General features: G+C 31.2%; 22 protein-coding genes and 1 other RNA gene. 12 read left to right on the top strand and 11 right to left on the bottom strand.

Annotated features, from left to right (window positions below; translation table 11 throughout):
• Position 1: 1 nt before the first annotated feature.
• Together ACP5FO_RS01960 and ACP5FO_RS01955 are read right to left on the bottom strand one after the other, a co-directional pair.
• A complete protein-coding gene (locus ACP5FO_RS01960) occupies positions 2-2,200 on the bottom strand; it encodes a bifunctional alpha,alpha-trehalose-phosphate synthase (UDP-forming)/trehalose-phosphatase (protein ID WP_428107850.1) in 2,199 nt (732 codons plus the stop codon).
• Positions 2,175-3,248: a mechanosensitive ion channel family protein gene (locus ACP5FO_RS01955; RefSeq protein ID WP_428107845.1), complete on the bottom strand. Its 1,074-nt coding sequence runs from the start codon at positions 3,246-3,248 to the stop codon at positions 2,175-2,177. The genes ACP5FO_RS01960 and ACP5FO_RS01955 overlap by 26 nt, the downstream gene beginning before the upstream one ends.
• Positions 3,249-3,373: 125 nt before the next feature.
• Between ACP5FO_RS01955 and ACP5FO_RS01950 the strand changes: the two genes are divergently transcribed.
• Positions 3,374-4,222 (top strand): tetratricopeptide repeat protein, encoded by an 849-nt coding sequence (locus tag ACP5FO_RS01950; RefSeq protein ID WP_428156946.1) that lies wholly within the window; start codon positions 3,374-3,376, stop codon positions 4,220-4,222.
• Between the two features lie 3 nt (positions 4,223-4,225).
• On the opposite strand, the gene ssrA is transcribed toward ACP5FO_RS01950, so the two are convergent.
• Positions 4,226-4,593, bottom strand: a transfer-messenger RNA (tmRNA) gene (gene ssrA, locus ACP5FO_RS01945).
• Positions 4,594-4,750: 157 nt separating this feature from the next.
• On the opposite strand from ssrA, the gene ACP5FO_RS01940 reads away from it, so the two are divergent.
• Positions 4,751-5,041 carry an RNA recognition motif domain-containing protein gene (locus ACP5FO_RS01940; RefSeq protein ID WP_428110239.1) on the top strand — a complete coding sequence of 97 codons (291 nt, stop codon included), beginning with the start codon at positions 4,751-4,753 and terminating at the stop codon, positions 5,039-5,041.
• Between the two features lie 41 nt (positions 5,042-5,082).
• On the opposite strand, the gene hemW is transcribed toward ACP5FO_RS01940, so the two are convergent.
• The 3 genes from hemW to ACP5FO_RS01925 are packed head-to-tail and all read right to left on the bottom strand — an operon-like array spanning position 5,083 to position 7,650.
• Positions 5,083-6,189, bottom strand: coding sequence for a radical SAM family heme chaperone HemW (gene hemW, locus ACP5FO_RS01935; protein ID WP_428110236.1), 1,107 nt, complete (start codon positions 6,187-6,189; stop codon positions 5,083-5,085).
• The gene (locus ACP5FO_RS01930) at positions 6,186-6,698 is read right to left on the bottom strand and encodes a hypothetical protein (RefSeq protein WP_428110231.1); all 513 of its coding nucleotides are present in this window, start codon (positions 6,696-6,698) and stop codon (positions 6,186-6,188) included. The genes hemW and ACP5FO_RS01930 overlap by 4 nt, the downstream gene beginning before the upstream one ends.
• Positions 6,688-7,650 carry a tRNA methyl transferase PRC-barrel domain-containing protein gene (locus tag ACP5FO_RS01925; protein WP_428156945.1) on the bottom strand — a complete coding sequence of 321 codons (963 nt, stop codon included), beginning with the start codon at positions 7,648-7,650 and terminating at the stop codon, positions 6,688-6,690. Before ACP5FO_RS01925 ends, ACP5FO_RS01930 begins: the two co-directional genes overlap by 11 nt.
• A 165-nt stretch (positions 7,651-7,815) precedes the next feature.
• Between ACP5FO_RS01925 and ACP5FO_RS01920 the strand changes: the two genes are divergently transcribed.
• The 5 genes from ACP5FO_RS01920 (at position 7,816) to accC (ending at position 13,194) form a co-directional block, all read left to right on the top strand.
• Positions 7,816-9,186 carry an MmgE/PrpD family protein gene (locus ACP5FO_RS01920; RefSeq protein WP_428110222.1) on the top strand — a complete coding sequence of 457 codons (1,371 nt, stop codon included), beginning with the start codon at positions 7,816-7,818 and terminating at the stop codon, positions 9,184-9,186.
• 1 nt (position 9,187) lies between these two features.
• Entirely contained in the window at positions 9,188-10,081 is an 894-nt protein-coding gene (prpB, locus tag ACP5FO_RS01915; RefSeq protein ID WP_428110218.1) for a methylisocitrate lyase, read from the top strand.
• A gap of 359 nt (positions 10,082-10,440) precedes the next feature.
• A complete protein-coding gene (locus ACP5FO_RS01910; protein ID WP_428110214.1) occupies positions 10,441-11,196 on the top strand; it encodes an enoyl-CoA hydratase/isomerase family protein in 756 nt (251 codons plus the stop codon).
• A gap of 169 nt (positions 11,197-11,365) precedes the next feature.
• Positions 11,366-11,839 (top strand): acetyl-CoA carboxylase biotin carboxyl carrier protein, encoded by a 474-nt coding sequence (gene accB, locus ACP5FO_RS01905; RefSeq protein ID WP_428110211.1) that lies wholly within the window; start codon positions 11,366-11,368, stop codon positions 11,837-11,839.
• Positions 11,840-11,844: 5 nt separating this feature from the next.
• Complete coding sequence (accC, locus tag ACP5FO_RS01900; protein ID WP_428110208.1) at positions 11,845-13,194, top strand: acetyl-CoA carboxylase biotin carboxylase subunit; 1,350 nt, start codon at positions 11,845-11,847, stop codon at positions 13,192-13,194.
• On the opposite strand, the gene trpS is transcribed toward accC, so the two are convergent.
• Both trpS and ACP5FO_RS01890 read right to left on the bottom strand, forming a co-directional pair.
• Positions 13,182-14,177, bottom strand: coding sequence for a tryptophan--tRNA ligase (gene trpS, locus ACP5FO_RS01895; RefSeq protein WP_428110204.1), 996 nt, complete (start codon positions 14,175-14,177; stop codon positions 13,182-13,184). The genes accC and trpS overlap by 13 nt on opposite strands.
• Positions 14,178-14,807 (bottom strand): site-2 protease family protein, encoded by a 630-nt coding sequence (locus ACP5FO_RS01890; RefSeq protein WP_428110202.1) that lies wholly within the window; start codon positions 14,805-14,807, stop codon positions 14,178-14,180.
• Between the two features lie 105 nt (positions 14,808-14,912).
• Here ACP5FO_RS01890 and ACP5FO_RS01885 point away from each other — a divergent pair, with 105 nt between their 5' ends.
• Positions 14,913-15,137 (top strand): FeoA family protein, encoded by a 225-nt coding sequence (locus ACP5FO_RS01885; protein ID WP_428110199.1) that lies wholly within the window; start codon positions 14,913-14,915, stop codon positions 15,135-15,137.
• Positions 15,134-17,026 carry a ferrous iron transport protein B gene (gene feoB / locus ACP5FO_RS01880; protein ID WP_428110196.1) on the top strand — a complete coding sequence of 631 codons (1,893 nt, stop codon included), beginning with the start codon at positions 15,134-15,136 and terminating at the stop codon, positions 17,024-17,026. The genes ACP5FO_RS01885 and feoB overlap by 4 nt, the downstream gene beginning before the upstream one ends.
• Here feoB and folP read toward each other — a convergent pair.
• Both folP and ftsH read right to left on the bottom strand, forming a co-directional pair.
• Entirely contained in the window at positions 17,015-18,211 is a 1,197-nt protein-coding gene (gene folP, locus ACP5FO_RS01875) for a dihydropteroate synthase (protein WP_428156944.1), read from the bottom strand. The two genes, feoB and folP, sit on opposite strands and share 12 nt — an antisense overlap.
• On the bottom strand, positions 18,201-19,997 hold the full coding sequence (ftsH, locus tag ACP5FO_RS01870) for an ATP-dependent zinc metalloprotease FtsH (protein WP_428156943.1): 1,797 nt from the start codon (positions 19,995-19,997) through the stop codon (positions 18,201-18,203). Before ftsH ends, folP begins: the two co-directional genes overlap by 11 nt.
• A 149-nt stretch (positions 19,998-20,146) precedes the next feature.
• Between ftsH and ACP5FO_RS01865 the strand changes: the two genes are divergently transcribed.
• Positions 20,147-20,539, top strand: coding sequence for a TlpA disulfide reductase family protein (locus ACP5FO_RS01865; RefSeq protein WP_428156942.1), 393 nt, complete (start codon positions 20,147-20,149; stop codon positions 20,537-20,539).
• On the opposite strand, the gene ACP5FO_RS01860 is transcribed toward ACP5FO_RS01865, so the two are convergent.
• On the bottom strand, positions 20,536-21,420 hold the full coding sequence (locus tag ACP5FO_RS01860) for a ketopantoate reductase family protein (RefSeq protein ID WP_428156941.1): 885 nt from the start codon (positions 21,418-21,420) through the stop codon (positions 20,536-20,538). The two genes, ACP5FO_RS01865 and ACP5FO_RS01860, sit on opposite strands and share 4 nt — an antisense overlap.
• Before the next feature lie 86 nt (positions 21,421-21,506).
• Between ACP5FO_RS01860 and ACP5FO_RS01855 the strand changes: the two genes are divergently transcribed.
• Both ACP5FO_RS01855 and ACP5FO_RS01850 read left to right on the top strand, forming a co-directional pair.
• Positions 21,507-22,379 carry a patatin-like phospholipase family protein gene (locus ACP5FO_RS01855; protein ID WP_428156940.1) on the top strand — a complete coding sequence of 291 codons (873 nt, stop codon included), beginning with the start codon at positions 21,507-21,509 and terminating at the stop codon, positions 22,377-22,379.
• A gap of 75 nt (positions 22,380-22,454) precedes the next feature.
• On the top strand, positions 22,455-23,261 hold an 807-nt coding region (locus tag ACP5FO_RS01850; RefSeq protein WP_428156939.1), incomplete at its 3' end, for a sulfurtransferase.

Genomic DNA, 23,261 nt, shown 5'->3' with positions numbered 1-23,261 from the left:
TTTAAATGGCGTTAGCAAGTTTTTCTAGTAACTTTCTTACTTGATGAGGGTTTTTTATGTTGTATTTTGCTAAAGTTGAAATTTCACCAACTTTTATTGTGATAGCGTTTTCTGGCAAAACTTTAAACATATCCTCATCGGTATAATCATCGCCTATCGCTAGACAAAAATCATATTCTTTAAGATTCAAGATTTCTACTATATTGTGCTTTCCAATACTGGAAGGTTTAATTTCTAATATTTTATTTCCTTTGTATACTTTTAAATTTGTGTTTGCTAAAAAATTTTGCAAGTGCCCATTAAGCTCTGGTATAAAAGACAAAGAAGTTTCAGAGTCAGCATTTCTGTAATGAAATACTGTAGAAAATGTTTTTTCTTCTATAAAAGAGCCAGGCAATCTATCCGTGTATAGATGTAATATATTATTTATAGCTTTTTTCCAATTTAAATCAATATTGTTTTGATAGAGTCTCCAACTAGTGTTAGGGTATTTATAAAAAGCTCCATGTTCTGCTATAAGTATAATATTCAAATTTTCAAACCAATGCTGAAGAGTTTCTTTATCGCGTCCGCTAACTATAGCAACTACATTGTTGCTTTGAAGTAGTGTATGCATAAGGTGAATTAATTCCTTTGTAGGCAAAGCAGATTTAGGCGATTCTGTAAACTCTACTAATGTTCCATCGTAGTCTAGTATAATAATCCTTTTTTTAGATTTTAAGTACAAAGAAATAATTTTCTCTTCTACTTTTTCATTGATAAATTGTGATTCCATTTGATTTTGAGAGAGTACAATTTTGTTTAATTCATTTAAATAATCGCTAACCCATCTAAAAACATTGTACCTGCTTATTCTATTTTGCATTTTTTCTATTCTTTGTATTTGCTCTTCTTTTGGAATATCTAAAGCAAGCTTTATTGCATCTGAAATTTCTTCTACACTGTTTGGGTTTATTATAATTGCTTCTAGTAATTCTTTTGCCGATCCTGCCATTTCGCTTAGAATAAGGACGCCTTCTTTATTTGTTTTTGAGGCAATAAATTCTTTAGCTACTAAATTCATTCCGTCTCGAAGTGGTGTTACGAGCATGATATCGCTGGCATTATAAAAAGCAATCAAATTTTCAAAGTCTAAAGAATCAAATTTATATACAATAGGGATCCAGTCAACAGTTGAAAATTTGCCGTTGATTCTGCCAATTGTCTCGTCGATTTGTCTTTTCATTTGTTGGTAATGATATACACCTATTCGTGAAGGCACCACTATAATTATTAGCACTATGCGTTGAATCCAATTAGGATTATGTTCGAGAAAATGTTCAAACCCCAGTAGTCTATTTAATATACCTTTTGTATAGTCAAGCCTATCTACGCTAAATAAAATTTTTTGATTATTAAATTGACTGTGTATTTCTTTGACCTTATTTACTACGAATGGAGTTTTGGATGTATTGCTAAATTTTAAATAATCTATACTTATTGGATGTGTACCAATTTTAACAAGTCTACCTTTGTCGTTAACAATACCGAAGTTATTTTCAAGTCCTTTAAAACGCAATAGTGCTCTTAAAAAGTTGTCTACATATTCGTGGGTATGAAAACCAACTAGATCTGCACCAAGCATGCCTTCTAAAATTTCAAGCCGCCATTTAGATGGTAAGAGTTGAAAAACCTCGTAAGCAGGAAAAGGTATATGCAAGAAAAAACCTATTGTTAAATTGGGATATTCTTGTCTTAGTAAATTTGGCAAAAGCATTAAATGGTAATCATGAATCCATATAATATCTTCCTGTGGATTTATTATTTCACTTAAAGTCTTTAGAAACTTTACATTTACAGATTTATATTCTTCGTATTGGTCTTTATTAAAATCAGTAATGGTGGGAAAATAGTGAAACAATGGCCATATAGTGCGGTTACAAAATCCCAAGTAGAATTTATCCATTTCTTTTTCACTTAGAAAAACAGGATAGCTGTGGATATCTTTAAGTGAGCTTGTTATTTCTTCTTTATCTTGTTTGTTTGTTATACTGACACCAGGCCAACCTATCCAGGCATAAGAAAGATCTGTCATTTTTTCAGTATATGCACCGATGCTTGTTACAAGACCCCCAGAGCTTTTTTGAAATTTGTTATTGTTAGTTTTTTTGTCTTTTATAATATTTACAGGCAGTCTATTTGATACTATCACTATTCTCATTCTTTTCCTCCAATTGAAGTATATTTCTTAATTTTGGTAAATTTTGCGGTGCTTCATTTTTTATGTACTCAATAAGTTTTTCTCTAACAAGACATCGTAAATTCCACAAATCTGAAGAGTTTTTTGCACTAACAAGTGCACGGACCTGTATAGTTTTGTCGTTAGCATCAGTAACTTGAATACCACTTGCAAATTTATCCCAAAGTAAGGTATTGTTTAGAATATCATTTAAAGCTTTTCTTAATTTTTCAACTTCTATTGAATAATCTAGGTATATATACACTGTTCCCAAAAGTTGTGTACTTGTTTTTGTCCAGTTTTGGAATGATTTTTCAACAAAATAATTGATAGGTATAACCAATCTTCTTAAATCCCAGATTTTCAGTACTACATAAGTTAATGTAATTTCTTCGACTGTTCCCCATTCTCCTTCTACTATCAAAACATCCCCTATTTTAATTGGTTGACTGATTGCAATTTGAATGCCTGCAAATAGCAAATTAAGTGTTTTCTGTGCTGCAAATCCAGCAATTATGCCAATAATGCCAGCAGATGTTAAAATTGTTGAACCTAAGCTTTTTAAAGAACTGAAGCTTAAAAAAATTAATGCCAGACAAATTACTGAAATAATAGCCGTAGCAATACTTTTTATAATTTTTAGTTGTGTATTTAATTGTCTTTTATGGAAATCAGCAATATCTTTTGGTTGTTTTTCGTTTAAAATATATTCCAAAAAAGATATTGTTCTAATTGACAATATACCAAAAAATAGAATATATAAAATTTGAATAGTTTTTGTAATAATATAATCGCTACTTTCCAATTTAAAATTTATTACAGAACTGGCTATACTAAAAATCAGAATGCTTATTAGAAACCATGCTGGAAAATAAAAATACTTTTTAATTTCATCACGGATTGGAATTTTTTTTGCGATAAATTTATATATTCTACTTATACCATTATTTAAGATAAGACCCATAAGAAATGAAAAAATTAATAAACCTAAGATTAATAGTTTATCGTTTATTAATAAGTTGTTTATCATAATTTTTTGTTATATCAAAATTTATTGATTATGTCAACTTGGTTTAAAAAACTAAATTTTTTGTTGCATTTTGAGTAATTATTTTGTATATACCTAATTATAGCGAAATATTTTGGAGGTTTAGAATGAGGAAGCTTATCCTAACAATAGGTGTTATAGCGCTAATATTTTCAGGTAGTACTTATGCTCAAGAGATATCAAATATAGCAAAATCTATGCAATATTTTACTCAAGCTCAAAGTAGCTATGAACAAAACCAGTTTCAACAAGCGATAAATGATTATACCAAATCAATTCAAGAAAACCCAAACAACTACATGTCGTATATAAATAGAGGTATAATTTATTATGAGCTAAATAGATGTGATGAAGCTCTAAAGGATTTTAAAAAAGCTCAAAGCATTAATCCGGATAATTCTAAGGCATATTATAATAGTGGTGTGGTTTATAACAAATTGGCTTCTAATAAACTAGAAAATGATAATACTTATCTATACTACAACAAAGCACGAACAGAGTTTACAAAAGCTATACAAAAAGATCCAAATTTTTATAAAGCTTATATAAATAGAGGTGTAGTAAATTATAAATTGGCTTTTTATCAGGATGCCATTGATGACTTTACAAAAGCAATACAAATAAAACCGCTTAGTTATAAAGCATACTATAACAGAGGGATCGTATATTACACTCTGAAGAACTTAACGGCTGCCGAGTCTGACTTTACAAATGCTATTGAAATTAATCCAGATTATGTAGATGCTTATTTTAATAGAGGTTTAGTGTACAAAAGACAAGATGATCCAAAAAGTGCTTCGGTTGATTTCTATAAAGCTGGTTTGTTGTATATAAAAGACAACAAAAGAGAGGCTGCTTATCAATGTGTGGACCTCATTCAGCGAACAGACAAATTCTCAACTTTAATATACGACTTAAAATCTAAAATAATAAAAGACGAAATTTATGGTAGCTAATTTTGGTGGAGGTGGCGGGAGTCGAACCCGCGTCCAGTAATGTCTCGCAGCTGGAAACTTTTTACATGCTTAGGCCTTTTTTAATTTTAAGACTCCTTTTGGCAAAGGCCAAACCATCAGAGTCCGATTTTGCGCTCGTTAATCACCGCTTGAGTGCGCAAACAAACTCAATTTGGTGATGCTTGCTTAAAGTATTAGGCAGCTTTAACCCAAAGCAAGCGATAAGTTAAAACCACCTAGCTGCAATTAATTAAGCAGCTAAAGCTAATTCAGAATTTGCGTTTATTTTTTCTTACCTGTTTAACGATCAGATAAGACATCGGCATGATCCCCAACCACTATTACATCCCGTCGAATCCAAATACACCCCCAAGCATTTTGGGGCAGGTTTAATATAATCAAATTTTTTATTTTGTCAAGTTTTAAAAATTTTATTGACTTTTGATTATTAAATGTTTATACTAAATATTAATTGGTGAAGACTATAAAGCGGTCTCATCGGAAAATTCTTTTTTTGGAGTGTGTTTTGTGAATACGAACAAGTTGTACGTCGGTAATTTAAATTACCGAACAACGGAAGAGAAACTTAAAGAAGTTTTCTCAGGTTATGGTAGTGTGGTATCGGTTAAAGTTATTGAAGGCAAAGGTTTCGGTTTTGTAGAAATGGAATCAAAAGATGATGCTTTAAAAGCTAAAGAAGCATTGGACAGCACAGATTTAGACGGTAGAAACATAAGGGTTGATGAAGCAAAACCAAGGGAGTCAAGCCCAAATTCAAGACCAAGATCTAACTATTCTAATTCAAGAAACAGATTTTAATCTTCTTTTATTGCAGGGCTTCTAAGCTCTGCAATAAATATTTAAATAAAATCCGATAAAATATAATTTGAAATGAGGATTTTTTTGGTAGTTGCAATTTTTATTGAACCGTTTACTTTTTTTAATGTTTTTAGATTATAGTGTTTAAGTAGTTGAGGTTTGTAGAGTTTTTCTACATCACAATTGTTTTTTTGGTTAAAACTTTTTATATTTACGCCTTTAATTGTACGCAAACCCAAAACAAAAGCCTCTTTGATTTTTTTGTTAGTGCTTAATTTTTCTTTATAATCAATAGGGCTATTGTTTTCTGAAATTTTCTTTATATATTCACTTAATTTATTTGTATTTTTAAACCTTATACCGTTGATAAATGAACTTGCACTTACGCCAAAACCTATATAATTGTAATTTTGCCAGTAAGCTTGATTATGCTTGCTTTCAAAGCCTTTTTTTGAAAAGTTTGAAACCTCATATTGATATATTTTGTTTGCTTTTAAAAATTTAACTAAGTATAAAAATTGCTTTTCTATATTTTCTTCCGATAAGTAAATATTTTGCTTATAAAACTGTGTGCCTTTTTCTATAGATAATATGTACGCAGACATATGCTTTATTGGGAAAGTTAATGCATAATGCAAATCTTCTTGAAAATCTCTAAAATCTTCAAAACCATATATCAAGTCAATACTAGTATTGTCAAAAAATTCAATTGCATTTTCTATAGATTTAAAACTTTGATTAGCGGTGTGAAGTCTGCCTAAAAAAAGCAGCTTTTTAGGAATAAAAGACTGAATGCCCAAACTTACTCGATTTATACCGATTTCTTTCAATTGTTCTAAGTAGCTTTTTGTTGCATTATTTGGATTAATTTCTATTGTTATTTCACAGTCTTTAGAAATTCTATTTTTTTTAAGAGTATCCAAAATTGATTTTATTTCATTGAATTTTAATAGCGATGGAGTGCCACCACCTATATATATTGTTTTAATAATATATTCATTCTCAAAGGCAAAAAAATTTTCAATTTGTTTAATTAGGGTATTTAAATAGTTTTGTTTTGTGTCAAAGGATTTTTCGTAAGAAATAAAAGAACAGTAAGGGCATTTTTTATAGCAATATGGTATGTGTAAATAGACATGCAAATTCATACTGAATATTTTTTAATCGATATGTTATTTTTTTTACTATTTAACTCATCAGTTAAACGATAATTTTTTTCAAATACAGATAAAGTTTGCTGCTTTATGTCTTGGTATGAAATTTTATCAGAAAACCTTAATGCAAGATTAAAAAGCTTATTACCCAATAAGTAATCTACTACAAAGACATTGGCTCTCTTTTCGGCTACATTATTTATGATTTCATATATTGAATTTTGGTTAGCACTATTTTTGCAAAGAAACACTATAATACAATCAAATTTGACATCGAATGAGCATTTATCTAAATTTTCTACATTGCACTCAAAAATATTTTCTTTTGATAGGTGCTCAAGCAAAATTGACTTTAAGTAATCTACTTCTTTATAAAACACTAAAATATTATCGAAACTTTCTGGATTAATATATTTTATTGTTTCAATTATGTGAGGTTCGTATCTTAAATTTCTAACAAATTTTACTTTTACAAATTTTTTAAATAAATCTTCAAATCCCATCTATTCTTCCGCATCCAACAATCAGGTCATTATGATAAAATACAGCAATCTGACCTTTTGTTATGGCAAATGCTTCTTCATCTAACAATACTTTTTTTGTTATTGGTTCATATTCAGCCATTGTGCTTTTTGCGCGATATCTCACTAAACACTCTATTTTATTTTTTTTAAACCATTCTTCATCTTTTAACAAATGGATGTTGTTGATATAAAATTGTTTCGAATAAAGTTCAATTTTTTTTGCAATGTAGATGTCGCCTGTTAAAATATCAATGTTTTTTACATAGTAGGGCTCATTAGAATATTTTATTCCCTTTCTTTGACCAATTGTATAGTTGTGAAAACCATCATGAGTCCCAATTATTTTATCATTGTACAAAATGTTACCTTTTTTTGTATTGTCAATTAAATTTCTATAATTATTTACAAAGCACAAATCGTTACTTTCTTTTAAATCGATCGGTATATTAATTTTTATATCTTTTTTTTCAAAACTATTGAGTGGAAAAATTATGCGTTGTATGTATTCTTTTGGCAGATATGCTAAAAAGTATGATTGATCTTTGATAGAAAAATGTTTTTTTATAAAACCTTCTTTCAAATCTGCATAATGTCCTGTTGCTATAGAATCTATACCTTGTTTATCTGCTTCTTCTGCTAAGATTTTGAATTTCACAAGTGGGTTGCAAATACTGCACGGATTGGGTGTAAAACCATTTTTATAATCATTTACTAATCTATCAATTACTGTTTTTTTAAAATAATCTTTTATATTAAGTATATAAAAATCAATATTGTGTTTTTTAAGCAAATCTACGACACTTTGTGAGATTTTGTCTTTATTTGTTAGCAAAAAATTTATGGCAGTTACACGGTATCCAGTCTCTGATAGATAGATAGCAGCAAATGTGCTATCTACGCCACCACTTACGCCGACAAGCACACTTTTCATTTTATCTAATTTTAGCTAATAAGGACACTTTGTTCATTTTTTTAACCAAAACTTTCACATAAAAATCATACCATATAAATTTATACATTGCAAAAATATTGTTTTAAAAAATAACTTTTATTCATGTATTTTTTTAATATAATATAATAAATAAGGAGGTAAAATATGGATAAATACACAGACCTGTTCGCAAATTATGTTTGTAGTGTAAATGATTTTGAGCAATCAACATTGCACGAATCAAAAAGAAGGATACTGGATTCTTTTGGTGTAATGTATCTCGCTTTTGGTGAAGACACGCCGAAAGCGGCGAGAAATTACGCTTACAACTTTGGTTTTAAAAATGGCTCAAGTTTATTTGGTTTGAATTTTTATACAACACCAGAGACTGCGGCTTTTGCAAATGGTGTGCTACTTAGGTATTTAGATTTTAACGATACATATCTGTCAAAAGAACCGCTACACCCTTCGGATTTAATCCCAGGACTTTTGGCTTTGGCTCAATATAAGCACAAGAGCGTCTCGGAGTTTTTAAAAGCCATCGTTATTGCATATGAGATTTCTGTAAATTTATGCGATGCTGCGAGTTTGCGTGCTCACGGGTTTGACCATGTTAACTATATAACAATTGGTGAAGTATGCGGTCTTGGAAGGCTACTTGGCTTAAAAAAACAAGAAATTGAGCACGCTATTTCGATTGCAACAATACCCAATGTTTCCCTAAGACAAACAAGAGCTGGCGAGCTTTCGATGTGGAAAGGCGCAGCAGCTGCCAATTCTGCAAAAAATGCTCTATTTGCTGTTTTTTTGGCTCAACAAGGTGTAAGCGGTCCTTATGAACCTTTTGTTGGAGAGATGGGGTTTTTTAATCAACTGCTTAATTCTTTTAGCTTTGACGATAAAGCCCTTGAGTCTTTATTTAGATTGGAGTCTCCTAGGCGTATTTTAGATACGCACATTAAGTTTTATCCTGTAGAATACCATGCTCAAAGCGCAGTTGATATTGCAAAGCAATTGTCGCCCTATATAAAATCATCTAAGGATATAGATTCTATAACGATAGAAACATTTAAGGCAGCCTATGAAATTATTGCAAAAGACAAAGAAAAATGGGAGCCAAAAACAAAAGAAACAGCAGACCACAGTTTGCAGTATATCACTGTGGTAGGTTTAATTGATGGTGATATTTCAAAATATTCTTTTAGCAAAGAAAAACTTTCAGATGAAAAAATAAAAGAAATCTTAAAAAACAAGGTAATCTTAAAAGAAAATGACGAGCTTACAAAAGGCTACCCCGATGGCATACCAAATAAAATTACGCTAAAAACCAAAGATGGTAAAACATACACTAAAGATTTGAAATATCCAAAAGGGCATGCGAAAAACCCAATGAGCGACGAAGAAGTGATAAGAAAATTTAAAACTTGCACGCAAGAAATTTTAAACCCAAAAGAACAGGAAAGGATTGTTGATGCGGTGTTTAATATTGAAAAATTCAACGATATTGATGATTTTTTAAGATTGACATGGTTGTAGTATGAGTTGGCTTGTAGAAAATCAGGACAATAACCCTTCTTTAATACTCAAGAAACTATTAAAAGAACAAGATACCATAGTTGCTATTGGTGTGTATAATCCCATAGTTGGTTTGATTGCGCGCGAGGTAGGGTTTAGATGTTTGTATTTATCTGGTGCTGCATTAAGCGCAAGTTTGGGTTTGCCGGATTTAAGCTTGATTGAACTCAATGAAGTGGCGAGCATGACAAGATACATTTACAGGGCTTGCAGTTTGCCTATGATAGTGGATGTGGATGTGGGTTTTGGCGAGTCGCTAAATGTCGCTAAAACAGCAAAAGAAATGTTTGAGTCGAAAGCTGCAGCTATTCAGATTGAAGACCAAAAGCTACCAAAAAGATGCGGTCACCTATCTGGCAAAGAGCTAATCGATGCGCATCATATGGAAGAAAAAATAAAAGCTGCAAAAAAAAGTGCAAAAGATTTGCTTGTTGTTGCCCGCACTGACGCAAGATCAGTAGATGGCTTAGATGAGGCAATTTTTAGAGCAAAAATATATGAAAAAGCTGGTGCCGATATAATATTTCCTGAAGCTTTAGAAAGCAAAGATGAGTTTTTAGCCTTTTCAAAAGCCATAAATGTGCCCCTTATGGCAAATATGACTGAATTTGGCAAAACCCCATATATTAGTGTAGATGAATTTAGAGAGCTTGGCTACAAAATAGTAATCTTTCCCGTAAGTGCTTTGAGAATTGCAAACAAAGCCATAAAGGAGGTTTTTGAATTTATTAAAATATCTGGTTCTCAAAAAAATGTGCTTGATAGAATGCAAACTCGAGAAGAATTATATAGGCTTATAAGATATTTTGAGTATGAAAAATTAGATAAAAACGTATTTTTGTCAATAGATGAATAAAAATATATAAATATTTATTTAACAAGAAATGCTAAAAAAATTAAGACATCAAAGCTAAAAATTTTTATTTTTTTCTTTACTTGAAGTGAGTTTTTTGTTAAAATATAAAAGTTAACTGGTAGGTTAGTTTTAAATTAATCTTATCATTGCTACTAAAAAAGAGGGGGATTTATGGCAAGGTTTAATATAGCATGATAAATAAAGATTTTTGCTAATATAGTTAGTTTTTGATAAATTTTATTATCAATCTAACGTTTAGGTTTTTTGGTTTGATGTGTATGTACGGTAAGTTTAAAGATATTTAGAGTAGCTATCCAGACGTTATTTGCATGGTTACTTAAGCTGATATTTGAGGTATAATGGAAAGTGTTTTAATTAAAAAGGATGGTTTTATTGCCTGGGTTGTACTAAATAAACCTAAACAGTTTAATGCGTTTGATATAGAATTAGCAAGGGATTTGAACGATGCATTAAAAGATCTCAATAATGATGAGTCAATAAAAGTTATTGTTATACAAGGTAGTAGAAAGTATTTTAGTATAGGTATTTCATTAGAAGAATTTAAAGATAAAAATGCTAGACAGATGAAAGAATTTATTTATTCTATGAATGAATTTTACCATACTATTCATCGTTTAAAAAAACCAACTATAGCAAGTGCTAATGGTTTTGCTGTTGCAAATGGAGCGGGACTGTTATTTGCTTGCGATATGGCAGTTTGTTCAAAGTCTGTTAAAATTGGAATAACTGCTATTAATGTAGGTTTAACTGGTATTGGAGCTAGTTTACCTCTTAGATTTTCTTTGAGTAAAAAAATTGTAATGGAGATGCTTTTTACCGGTAAAACTCTAAATGCTTATCAAGCAAAAAGAATGTTATTGATCAATAAGGTTGTTGATGAAAAGCAGTTGGATGAAGAAACTCATAAATTAGCTTTGACTGTAGCTAAAAATAATGCATCTGCAATTGAGATTACAAAAACAGGCATGGAAAACTTAATGGATATGCCATTTGACAAGGCAGTTGATTATTCTAGTGATCTATTTAATTATTTAGCTAATACAAATATTACAAAACAAACGATAGAGAAAAGTTTAAAAAAAAGAAGGGATTGATAATCCAAATTATAAATAATTCATTTGAAACAATTTGTTAAGTCTTTTAAAAAAAAGAAATTTAATTAGTATTACTTAAAAAATGTATTTATTCTAAGTTATCATTTAAAAGTTGTAAAAAAAATAAATTTATGATATTTTTAATACAGTATGTAAAAAGGAGGAAAAAATGGATATTAAGACTTTGAAAGATATTATTAAGATTGTTGAGAACAGTCAATTTGTTGAGTTTAACTACAAAGATGACGAGCTAGAAATTACCTTAAAAAAGAAAGAGGCGTTTCCAGAAAATGCCTCTTCGCAAGATAATTTTAGAGTAACAGAGGTTATACCTCAATATCAAACTCAATCTATACAGGCTCAGAGTATAGAAACATCTGATAAAACTCAAGATCCAAATTTAGTCGAGATAAGATCTCCCATGGTTTCAACGTTTTATAGAGCGCCAGCCCCTGATGCAAAGCCATATGTTGAGGAAGGCCAAAAAGTAAAAAAAGGTGAGGTGCTTTGCATTTTAGAAGCAATGAAAATAATGAACGAACTTGAAGCTGAGTTTGATTGTACTATAGAAAAGATTCTTGTTGAAAATGCCCAGAAAGTAGAATTCGACCAACCTTTATTTTTGGTAAGAAAGGTGAACTAAAAACTATGTTTAAGAAAATATTTATTGCAAATAGAGGAGAAATTGCTTTAAGAATTATCAGGGCTTGCAAAGAGTTGGGTATTAAAACTTGCATTGGTTACTCAGTTGAAGATAAAGACTCAATACCTGCTATGCTTGCAGATGAGGCTATCTGCATAGGTCCGGCCCAATCTATGCAAAGTTATTTGAATTTATTTTCCTTAGCACAAGCTATTCATAATTCTGGTGCAGATGCGGTGCATCCAGGATACGGTTTTTTAAGTGAAAACCCAACTTTTGTCAAAATTTGCAATGATTTGGATGTGGTTTTTATTGGACCAGACGAAGAAACAATCGCTAATTTGGCTGATAAATCAAAAGTTAAGCAAATTTTAAAAGAAAATAGCATACCAACAATCCCAGGCAGCGATGGTGCGGTGAAAAATCTTGATGAATTAAAGTCTGTAGCAAACACAATAGGCTATCCTATACTCCTTAAGGCATCATGGGGCGGTGGTGGCAGAGGGATGAGGGTTGTACACAACGAAAATGAACTTATTAATGAATTTAATGCAGCGCAAAGCGAAGCCAAAAGTTCTTTTGGTAGAGAAGATATTTATGTAGAAAAATTTATAGAGCATCCAAGACATATTGAAGCACAAGTAATTGGAGATAAATTTGGCAACATCGTGCATGTTGGCGAAAGAGATTGTACGCTGCAAAGAAGACACCAAAAGTTACTTGAAGAATCCCCAAGTCCATATTTAGATGAACAAAAAAGGGCAGAATTTTTAGAAACGGCTGTTAGGGCAGCTTCAATATTAAAATATTGGAATGCAGGCACACTTGAATTTTTATTTGATGAAGAAAAAAATTTTTACTTTATTGAAATCAATACACGTATTCAAGTAGAACATCCCGTAAGTGAAACTGTTTACGATGTAGATTTAATAAAAGAACAAATTATGGTTTCTTATGGTTATGAATTATCATTTAAACAAGAAGATCTAAAACCAAAATGCTGTGCAATTGAATGCAGGATAAATGCCGAAGATCCAGAAAGATTTATTCCATCTCCTGGTAAAATTAATTTCTTGTTTTTGCCATCAAGTTCCCATACGCGCATAGACACTCATATATATTGCGGTTACAATGTAAGTCCATATTATGATTCTATGATAGCAAAATTAATAGTAAGTGGCAATACGCGTGAGAAAGCTCGCAAAAGGATGCTGAATAATTTAAGCGAGTTTAAAATAGAAGGCATAAAAACAAATATAAGCTTTTTTCAGAAACTGCTGTCTTCGAAGGATTTTATAAACAATACTTACGACACAAATTTTATAGATAGATTATTTTTAAATCACTCCAGATAATTGCTAAAGATTGCTTCTTTGGCAAGATCTAGAGTTGACTTTGCTATAATTGAAGCATTTTTGCTAGATTCTTTAATGTTGTCGATAATTTCATTCTTTTTGTTTTCTTGTAATTGTTCCCTTTTTTCTCTTATGGGTTTTAATTTTTCATTTAGGTTTTTAATAAGTATTTTTTTACAATCTGTGCAACCAATAGAAGCATTTGCGCAAGAAACCTCTATTTCGTTGCAAGTTTGAGAGTCTGTAAAGATACTGTGAAGTGCGAATACACCGCAATCTTTTGCCACACCAGGATCGGTTCTTCTAAGTCTGCGTGGGTCTGTAAACATTGTTTTAATTTTTTCTGTGGATTGTTCTTCACTATCGGCTAAATAAATTGCATTACCGTATGATTTGCTCATTTTACGACCGTCAGTGCCCAGTATCTTTGGGAATTCGCTTAAAAGTGGCTCTGGCTCAATAAATATTTCTTTTTCCACTATATTGTTAAAGCTTCTAACGATTTCCCTTGTAAACTCTAAATGTGCTATTTGATCTATGCCAACTGGTACATAGTTTGCTTTGTAAATAATAATATCTGCGCTCATAAGAACAGGATAACCCAAAAAGCCATAATTTGCGGTTCTACTTTCACCAAGTTGAGCAATTTGATCTTTGTAAGACGGTACACGCTCCAATTTTCCTACAGGTGTTATCATGGATAGTAGCAAAAAAAGCTCTGCGTGCTCTTTCACAAGAGATTGTATAAACAACGTAGTTTTGTTAGGATCCAACCCAAATGCAAGCCAATCTATAATCATTTCAAGCGTATTATCATAAATCTCTTTTGATTCATTAAAACCAGTAGTTAGTGCATGCCAGTCTGCCACAAAATAGTAGCATTTATATTTATCCTGTAAATTTATCCAATTTTGTAAAGCTCCATACAAGTTTCCCAAATGCAATTTCCCAGTTGGTCTCATACCGCTTAAAACTACTGCCATTTAGCCTCCTAATAAAAAACTGACAATTGGGTTTGATATAGCTATTATAAAGTTTAAAACACCAAGGAAAAGAAGCAATATTACAATGTACATACCGTAAGGCTCTAATTTTGAATATTGATATGCAAGTCTATTTGGAAGTAATCCAGCAAGTACTCTCCCTCCATCAAGAGGTAAAATTGGTATTAAATTAAACAATGCAAAAATTATGTTAATTTGTACTCCGTATAAGCACATAATACGCAAATCTTCCAAAAAGAGAGTAGGGTTGGCAGCTGCTGCAAATATAAACCAGTAAACCAGTGTAAAAAAAATTGCCATTAAAATATTTGATACAGGGCCTGCAAGAGCAACGAATATTGAATCTCTCTTGGGGTTTTTTAGTGCATAAAAATTTACAGGCACTGGCTTTGCCCAACCAAATAGTATAGGCGAATGTACAAAAATCAAAAGCGCTGGCAAAAGTATTGTACCAAATAAATCAATATGCACTATAGGATTTAGCGTAAGTCTTCCTGCTCTTTTGGCTGTAGAGTCACCAAAGCGATATGCTACATATCCATGTGAAACTTCATGAATAACGATAGCCAATAACAAAACAGGCAGAGCTAAAATAATGCTCGCAGTCAAACTTTTCCTCCAAAACTATTTTTATATTGCACTAAAATTTTTAAAATGTCAACTACTAAACAAAAGCATTTGACAAGTGCATTTGCTTAATATATAAATTGTCTTATGAGGCTAATAGATTGTGAATTAATGCAAGAAGTAAGAGTAGTAGGATTTGAATCCGGTTGCAGATCCAAAGAAAGATTATTTCAGTTGGGAATAATACCAGGGGTTATTTTAAAAATAAAGCGACTTGCACCTTTTTCTGGCCCTTTAATTGTCTCAATTGAAGGCAATGATGTAGTGTTAGGACGTGGCATAGCTAAGAAAATTATAGTTGAAATATTATGAGAATAGCTCTAATAGGTCAGCCAAATTGCGGTAAAAGCACAATATTTAATCAACTTGCCGGATATAAAAGTATAAGTGCTAATTTTCCAGGTGCTACAGTTTCATATACAATTGGCAAATTTTACTTTCAAAACAAATCTATAGAGCTTGTAGATTTACCGGGTACTTATTCATTAAGTTGGTACGATGATGCCGAAAAGGAAAGTGTAAAGGCACTTTCGAGCATGGATTTTGACTGTATTATCAATGTTTTAGATGCATCTACTATTACAAGGGGCCTAGAGTTAACACTAGAGTTGATTTCTTTAAACAAACCAATGGTTGTTGCATTAAATATGATGGATGAAGCCAAAAAGAAAGGTATAGAAATTGACATATCAAAACTTGAAGATTCAATTGGTGTAAAAGTAATACCTGTAATCGCAAAACAGGCAAAAGGTATCAAAGACTTAATTAGTGCAGCCTTAATAGCTCAAAAGCCCATTAAAAGATGCATATATTCAAAAAGACTTGAAAGCTTTATAGAAAGTTTGGAGCAATGTCTTAAATCTCAGGCAACTACATTGATTTTGCCTCCAAAGCTTGTTGCAATAAAAGCCATAGAAGGTTTTTCTGCATGCGAAGAAATCGTCAGCTGGTATCCAAAGTGTCAAGATTTACTTGAAACTACGAGGGTTTTATTAAACAATGGTGCTGAAATTACAAAAGAAAGGCATGCTTTGTGTCTTGATATTTTTGAATATAGTGCAAAAGTAAAAGATTCAAAAGGTTTACCAATAAGCGAAAAAATCGATGAAATTTTGTTGCATCCTATATGGGGTTATGTAAGTTTATTTATAATATTTATAGCTATTTTTTTTATAGTATTTGAGGGCGGTTCTCCATTTGAGAGTTTAATTGATAAGTTTTTTTCATTTACAGATGAATATTTGCAAGCAAACATCCATAATGCATTTTTGCTGTCGCTAACAAAAGGTGCAATTGATGGCATAGGCGCTGCAATTGGTATTGCTTTGCCGTATTTAGTACCTTTTTTTGTAATACTCAGCATACTTGAAGATAGTGGATACTTATCTCGTATAGCCTTTTTAATGGATTCATTAATGCATAAAATTGGTGTTCATGGAACAAGCGTAATACCTTTTATTATGGGGTATGGATGTAGTGTTCCTGCTGTTATGGCTACGAGGATAATAAGGGACAAAAGGGAAAAATTTATCAGTGCTTTTTTGGCTACACTTGTACCGTGCGCTGCAAGAACCACAGTAATCATGGGACTTGTAGCATTTTTTATTGGTCCTGTGTATGCAATTTTGCTTTACCTATTAAATCTTGTTGTGATAGGTATTGCTGGAGCAATTCTAAAAAAGATATTGCCTGGGATTAGTCCTGAGATTTTATTTGATATTCCTCCATACAGGACACCAACATTAAAAACAACGATTATAAAAACATGGTATAGAATAAAAGACTTTGTTTATGTAGCCATACCGCTTTTGGTTGGCGGAAGTATTGTGCTTTCGTTAATTGATTATTTTAATTTTGCAAAATATATAAATTATGTTTTTGCTCCATTTATGGAACTTTTGGGTTTACCTATTGCTATTGGCATTGTTTTAATTTTTGGCATATTTAAAAAAGAATTAACGCTACTTATGCTTGCACAGGCTTTGGGTTTAAGTTCAATTTCTGCTGTTTCAAAAATGCTTAGCGTTGAACAAATCTTTGTATTTACTATATTTGTTATGTTTTATATACCTTGTTTGGCAACTATTTCTACGCTGTATAGAGAAATTAGGCTTAAAGGCACAATTGTAATTACGGTATCAAGTGTACTGATTGCTACGATATTAGCTTTTATTGCTCATTTGATATTTTTAGTTATTTAGCTGATAAGCTAACTCAAGAGCCTCTTTATTTGCTGCAATATCATGGACTCTAAAGATGCGCGCACCATTAAAATAACTTGCAACATTTGCTCCAATTGTACCAAATAGTCTTTCATTTACATCTTTATTTAAAATGTTGCCAATAAAGCTTTTTCTTGATAAGCCAACTAATATAGGTCTGCCAAATATTTTAAAACTTTCTATATTTTTAATTATGTCAATATTATGACTTAGTGTTTTGCCAAAACCAATACCTGGATCCAACACAATCTTTTTTGTGTCAAAGTTATTTGTTAGTAATTTGTTGATAGCGTTTTCAAAAAATTCATTTATTTCTGTAATTAAATTTTGATATATTGGTTTTTCCTGCATAATTTTTGGTTTGCCTTTTATATGCATTATAACGCAAGAATAATTACAATCCAATATACACTCGCTCATTTTTTCATCAAAAGTAAAACCACTTATATCATTGATTATTGAAACACCATACTCAAAAGCTTCTTTTGCAACACTTGAATTGAATGTATCAACAGATAAAATTGCCTGAGGAAATCTTTTTTTAATGGCTTCTAAAACAGGAAATAAACGCTTTTTTTCTTCTTCAAGTGTTACTGTTTCACTAAAGGGTCGTGTTGATACAGCACCAATATCAATAATGTCTGCCTTTTCATTTAATATTTGTTCACATCTAAATAATGCTTTGTTTACAGTATCATATTTTCCACCATCGTAAAATGAATCTGGTGTAACATTAAGTATACCCATAATAAGGTAATTTTTCTTTAGATCAAAGACTTGTTCACCTACTTTCCATAAAAATTCACCAAAATAAGCATCTAATTGATTGTTTAATTTTTCGCCCAAATCTCTTAAATCTTTAAAGTTTTGAATTTTTAATTTATTGGATAATTGATATAGCCTTTTTATGTCACCAAAAACTAAGCAGTCAGTTTTTGCAGTTTTTGCTGTAATAGTATCTTTTGACACACATGCGTCAATACCGCATGATAGGGCTTCCTGTTTTATAATATTTGCTATATAAAAATCACAATCATAAATTAAAAAAGAAAGGTTAATTGTTTTATTTATCATTAGTTCAATGCCAATATTGTCAGCTTTAATGTTTTGCATTAATTGTTTTGCCTGATCTTTTGAGTATATTTTTATTAGATCAAACTTCACTTTGTGGTTCATTTAAGATTTCATCTATATCAGCTGATGTTATAACTTCTTTTTCGAGAAGTGATTGGGCCATTTTTGTAATATGACTTTTGTGTTGCAATATTATATTTTTTGTAGTTTGATATGCGTCATCTATAATTCTTTTGATTTCTCTATCAATAAGACGAGCCGTATCTTCACTAAAGTTTTTGTGTGTCGCAATTTCTCTACCTAAAAATACTTCATCTTTGCTTGTAGCATAATTTAGTGGTCCAAGTTCGCTCATACCCCATTCGCAAACCATGTTTCTTGCTATATCTGTGGCTCTTTCAATGTCATTGCCAGCTCCTGTAGTTATAGTATTTAACATAACTTCTTCTGATACTCTGCCACCTAGGAGTACACATATTCTATTAATTAAATACTCTTTATCATAGGTGTATTTATCGCCTTCAGGAAGCTGTTGTGTTACGCCAAGAGCCATGCCTCGCGGTATTATAGTCACTTTGTGGATTGGATCCGTTTTTGGTAAAAGTTTAGCTACAATTGCATGTCCTGACTCGTGATATGCCGTAATTTCTTTTTCTTCATCGCTAATAATAACGCTTTTTCTCTCTGGTCCCATAAGCACTTTATCTTTTGCCAGCTCAAAATCTTCCATCTCAACTTCTTTTTTATTTTTTCTGGCAGCAAAAAGGACCGCTTCATTTACAAGGTTTGATAAATCAGCTCCAGAAAATCCAGGTGTTGATTTGGCTATTATTTCTAAATTAACATTGTCAGCAAGAGGTATGTTTCTTGTGTGAACTTTTAATATTGCAAATCTCCCTTTTACATCTGATTTTGATACAATTACTCTTCTATCAAACCTACCTGGTCTTAATAGTGCTGGGTCTAATACATCTGGTCTATTTGTTGCAGCCATTATAATGACGCTTTCGTGCGTTTGAAAGCCATCCATTTCTACAAGTAATTGATTTAGAGTTTGCTCTCTTTCATCGTGCCCACCACCTATGCCAGCTCCTCGCTGTCTGCCTACTGCGTCTATTTCGTCAATAAATACAATGCAGGGAGCGGAGCGTTTTGCCTGTGCAAATAAATCTCTAACTCTGCTTGCACCAACGCCTACAAACATTTCTACAAAATCAGAACCGCTTATACTATAAAAAGGTACTTTTGCTTCACCAGCAACAGCTTTTGCAAGCAATGTTTTGCCAGTGCCAGGTGCTCCTACAAGCAAAACACCTTTTGGTATCTTTGCGCCAAGTTGAATAAATTTTTTTGGGTATTTCAAAAATTCTATGATTTCTTCTAATTCTTCTTTTGCTTCTTCTACGCCTGCCACATCTTTAAAAGTTATAGGGTTTTTGTCAGATGTTATAAGTTGAGCATTGCTCTTGTTAAATGATAAAACTTTGCCACCTTTTTGCATCTGGTTTGAAAAGTAAAAAAATAAAAGCAAAAAGACAATCATAGGTGCCCAATACATTAAAAAAATATCAAGCATTGTGTTCTTTTCTTTTGGTACAATATTAATTTTTACATTATGCTTAGCCAACAAATCTATAATATTTTGACCGCTAATAGGCAAAATATAAGTTTTATAATTTTGATTATTTATAGAAAAGTAGATTTCCTTATCGTCTTTTATCGTAACTTTTTTAACAGCATTTGAATTAATTTCATTGATAAATTCACTATAACTCATTTGGTTTTGGCTATACTGAGATTTATTGAATATATTAAATAAAATTATAGTCGCTATGATAATAGCAAGCCAAAGGACAATATTTCTATAATTCACCATCTTTCATTCCTCCCGCTAAATCTTATATCAAAAATTATTGTATTCTTCAAGATAATATGATACTATTCTACATTGTGAGAAAGTTCACATGGGTTTTGTTTTTTATACTTTTTTTTGCCATAGTTTCATGTAGCCCAAAAAAAACCAGCATGGATATAAATCTACATGGTGTTAACACTGGCAGTATAAACCTATTATCACTAAAAGGTAAAGTTGTTTTAATAAATATATTTCAAACAGATTGCCCTGCTTGCCAAGAAGAAATTCCTTCTTTAAATAAGCTCTATAATTACTACAAAAATAATAAAAATGTTAAAATCATTGGTATAAGTTTAAATTCAGACGGTTTAAATTCGTTTATTGATTATTATGGAATCAGATATCCTGTATATACAATAAACCAATCAGATTTATCAAAACTTGGAGGTGTTGCCTATACTCCTACTACAATTTTAGTTGACAAAAACGGCAATATAATTGAAAGGTTTGTTGGAATTAGAGATTTTTACTTTTTAAGTACAAACATAAATTTGTTGCTTTAGTTAAGACTCCCAAAGAGTTTTGTTTTTTCAAGTATTTTTACAATGTTATATAAACTTTCGTTATAAGGGGCATTTTTGCCAGTTTGTTTTGCCACTTTAACTACATAGCCATTTAGGTATTCAATTTCTGTTTTTTTACCTTTTCTTAAGTCTTCGCCAACACTTGCTTTCCATACTTCTGGTTTAAATTTGCTTGCAAAATCTATTACTTGATCGGCAATTTGATCTAAATCTATGCCGTGAGGTTTGTCAAATACATCAACAATTTCTCTAGATAGCTTTGAAGAAAATTCAAGTTCGCTTTTTTCGAAGCTTTTAAGGCCAGTTAGAGCGTTTATAATGGCACAGCTGCAGTAAAATGTAAACTTCCACCATTTTTCACTCATTATGTCATCAACAACCATTGTATTTAATCCACATTTATTAAAATTTTGGGCAAAATACATAGCCTTTTGCTTATTTAAAAAATAACCTATTTTTTGACCGTTATTCATAAAATTATCTAACACATTGTCGTTTATTGTTGCGCCAATTAAACTTGCAATAGGAAAAATAAGCGTTTTATCAAGTTTTGATAGCAATACTTCTTCTGTGTAAATGCCATTTTGAACTGTTAATATAGGTGTATTTTGTGTGGCTTTTAGAATATTTTCGATGGCATAATCAACATCAAAAGATTTTGTAGCCAGAATAATGCAATCGTATTTTTTATCAATTTTGTCCTTAATATTAAATGTATGTGTATTAACAGTTGAGCCTATATTGATATTATAAGTTTTTTGTGATGGGTTTTTGCCTATGTAGTCAACAGAGTTTTCTTTTTCTAAAAAATATCCCATAAGTAAACCCAAAGCACCACTACCATAAATTAAAATATTCATTGCAAGCCTCCTTTTTGTAATTTAAAGCAAACACAAATTTTTGTCAAAAAATTGACTATAAATAAAAAAAATGTATTTTGTTGTCAATGAAGACAGTTTCACTTGCACTAAGTGGTGGCGCTGCAAGAGGCTATGCCCATATTGGTGTAATAAAAGAATTGATTAATAATGGTTTTAAAATCAATGCAATAGCAGCTACCTCAATGGGCGCCGTAGTGGGCGCTATGTTTGCAGCAAATAGATTAAACGAATATGAAGAATGGGTTAGAAACCTTTACAAAATGGATATTATTGGTTTACTTGATTTTAGTGTAGGTGGTGGTTTGGTTAAAACAGATAAGCTTTTTAATGTACTTGGGCAAATGCTTGGGTCAAATATTTTAATAGAAGATTTACTAGTTAAATTTTGTGCTGTTAGTGTTGATATTGTAAATAAAAAGGAAGTGTGGTTTGATAAAGGTGATCTGCTTTTTGCAATAAAAGCTTCAAGTGCTATACCATCTATTTTTTATCCAGTTGAAAAAGATGGTCATCTGTATGTTGATGGCGGAATACTAAATAATTTACCGGTTGGTGCACTAAGAAACACTCAAAGTGATTATGTTATTGCAGTTGATATAAATTCAAATGTTAAAACTAAGTATGACATAACAATACAAAAAGATGAAGAAAAACAGCAAAATTTGCTATTAAAACAATTTAATAAAATTTCAAAAAAATTTAAAAAAGATCAAAAAAAGCAATATTCTATTTTTGATATAGCAGCTACATCATTTGATATAATGCAAAACGCTCTCAAATCTTATAGACTGGCTGAAAACAAAGTAGATATTTTAATAGAAATTCCTCAGGATGTTTGTAAAATGTATGATTTTCACAAAGCCTCACAATTGATTCAGATAGGTCAAATTGCCACAAAAAATACTCTGGAATTTTATAAAGAAAAAATAAGTATATAAGTAAGTTAAATAAATACTTGACAAATTTAATAACTAAATTATTATATTACAAGATTATATTAAAAGGAGGTCCACATGTTTCGTAAGTGGTTTTTGGTTATTTTGGCTACTTTGTTTTTTGGCTTTTTCAATCTGGCATTTGCAAAACTTGAAGTTATTACAACAGACCAAGCTGCTCAACTTATTAGTGCAAACAAGGATGTTATTGTAATTGACACCAGAAGCGAAAAAGATTATTTAAACGGTCACCTGCCTAAAGCAATTAACTTAACAAATGCTATGTTAAGCGAAAAAAGAGGTGAAGTGGTAGGTTTGGTTCCCTATAACAGGCAACTCGAAGAAAAATTATCAAATTTTGGTTTAGAAAGGGATGCTACTTATATAGTGTATTCTGGTGAAAATTTTGATAAACCGCATTTCTTTTTAACAAATGCAACAAGAGTTGCAGCTATTTTGTATTGGGCTGGTATAAAAGATATCTACTACATGGATGGTGGGTATGAAAAATGGGTAGATGAGAAAAAGCCAATCGCTAAAGGTGAGTATAGATTGCCTAAATCAAATTTTGTAATTGAAAGAAACAGAACAACAGTTTTTTCTTTTCTTCCATTTGTTGAATGGGCATTGAATCATGAAAATCTTGTCCAATTTGTTGATGCAAGAAATTATGAACAATTTAGCGGGCAGGACACAAAAGATAAAAGGCTAGCAAGATTTGGTCACTTAAAGGGTGCCAAATGGGTTTCTGTTGCAAACTATATGCAAAAAGAAAAAAATTATTGGGTTATAAAACCAAAAGCTCAAATAGAAGAAATCCTAAAAAATGCAGGTGTTAATATAAACAAACCGATAATTTCCTATTGCAATACCGGCCACTTAGCA

Origin of the sequence: Desulfurella sp. (assembly GCF_049977265.1) — a bacterium.
Taxonomy (GTDB): Bacteria; Campylobacterota_A; Desulfurellia; order Desulfurellales; family Desulfurellaceae; genus Desulfurella.
The sequence above is the reverse complement of the archived record's forward strand: the minus strand, read 5'-3'. Positions and strand labels throughout refer to the sequence as shown.

Bases quoted from the DNA above. Each gene is read 5' to 3' on its own strand.
- ACP5FO_RS01960 (WP_428107850.1), bottom strand. From the start codon at position 2,200: ATGAGAATAGTGATAGTATCAAATAGACTGCCTGTAAATATTATAAAA.
- ACP5FO_RS01955 (WP_428107845.1), bottom strand. From the start codon at position 3,248: ATGATAAACAACTTATTAATAAACGATAAACTATTAATCTTAGGTTTA.
- ACP5FO_RS01950 (WP_428156946.1), top strand. From the start codon at position 3,374: ATGAGGAAGCTTATCCTAACAATAGGTGTTATAGCGCTAATATTTTCA.
- hemW (WP_428110236.1), bottom strand. From the start codon at position 6,189: ATGAATTTGCATGTCTATTTACACATACCATATTGCTATAAAAAATGC.
- ACP5FO_RS01930 (WP_428110231.1), bottom strand. From the start codon at position 6,698: ATGGGATTTGAAGATTTATTTAAAAAATTTGTAAAAGTAAAATTTGTT.
- ACP5FO_RS01925 (WP_428156945.1), bottom strand. From the start codon at position 7,650: ATGAAAAGTGTGCTTGTCGGCGTAAGTGGTGGCGTAGATAGCACATTT.
- ACP5FO_RS01920 (WP_428110222.1), top strand. From the start codon at position 7,816: ATGGATAAATACACAGACCTGTTCGCAAATTATGTTTGTAGTGTAAAT.
- prpB (WP_428110218.1), top strand. From the start codon at position 9,188: ATGAGTTGGCTTGTAGAAAATCAGGACAATAACCCTTCTTTAATACTC.
- ACP5FO_RS01910 (WP_428110214.1), top strand. From the start codon at position 10,441: ATGGAAAGTGTTTTAATTAAAAAGGATGGTTTTATTGCCTGGGTTGTA.
- accB (WP_428110211.1), top strand. From the start codon at position 11,366: ATGGATATTAAGACTTTGAAAGATATTATTAAGATTGTTGAGAACAGT.
- accC (WP_428110208.1), top strand. From the start codon at position 11,845: ATGTTTAAGAAAATATTTATTGCAAATAGAGGAGAAATTGCTTTAAGA.
- trpS (WP_428110204.1), bottom strand. From the start codon at position 14,177: ATGGCAGTAGTTTTAAGCGGTATGAGACCAACTGGGAAATTGCATTTG.
- ACP5FO_RS01885 (WP_428110199.1), top strand. From the start codon at position 14,913: ATGAGGCTAATAGATTGTGAATTAATGCAAGAAGTAAGAGTAGTAGGA.
- feoB (WP_428110196.1), top strand. From the start codon at position 15,134: ATGAGAATAGCTCTAATAGGTCAGCCAAATTGCGGTAAAAGCACAATA.
- ftsH (WP_428156943.1), bottom strand. From the start codon at position 19,997: ATGGTGAATTATAGAAATATTGTCCTTTGGCTTGCTATTATCATAGCG.
- ACP5FO_RS01865 (WP_428156942.1), top strand. From the start codon at position 20,147: ATGGATATAAATCTACATGGTGTTAACACTGGCAGTATAAACCTATTA.
- ACP5FO_RS01860 (WP_428156941.1), bottom strand. From the start codon at position 21,420: ATGAATATTTTAATTTATGGTAGTGGTGCTTTGGGTTTACTTATGGGA.
- ACP5FO_RS01855 (WP_428156940.1), top strand. From the start codon at position 21,507: ATGAAGACAGTTTCACTTGCACTAAGTGGTGGCGCTGCAAGAGGCTAT.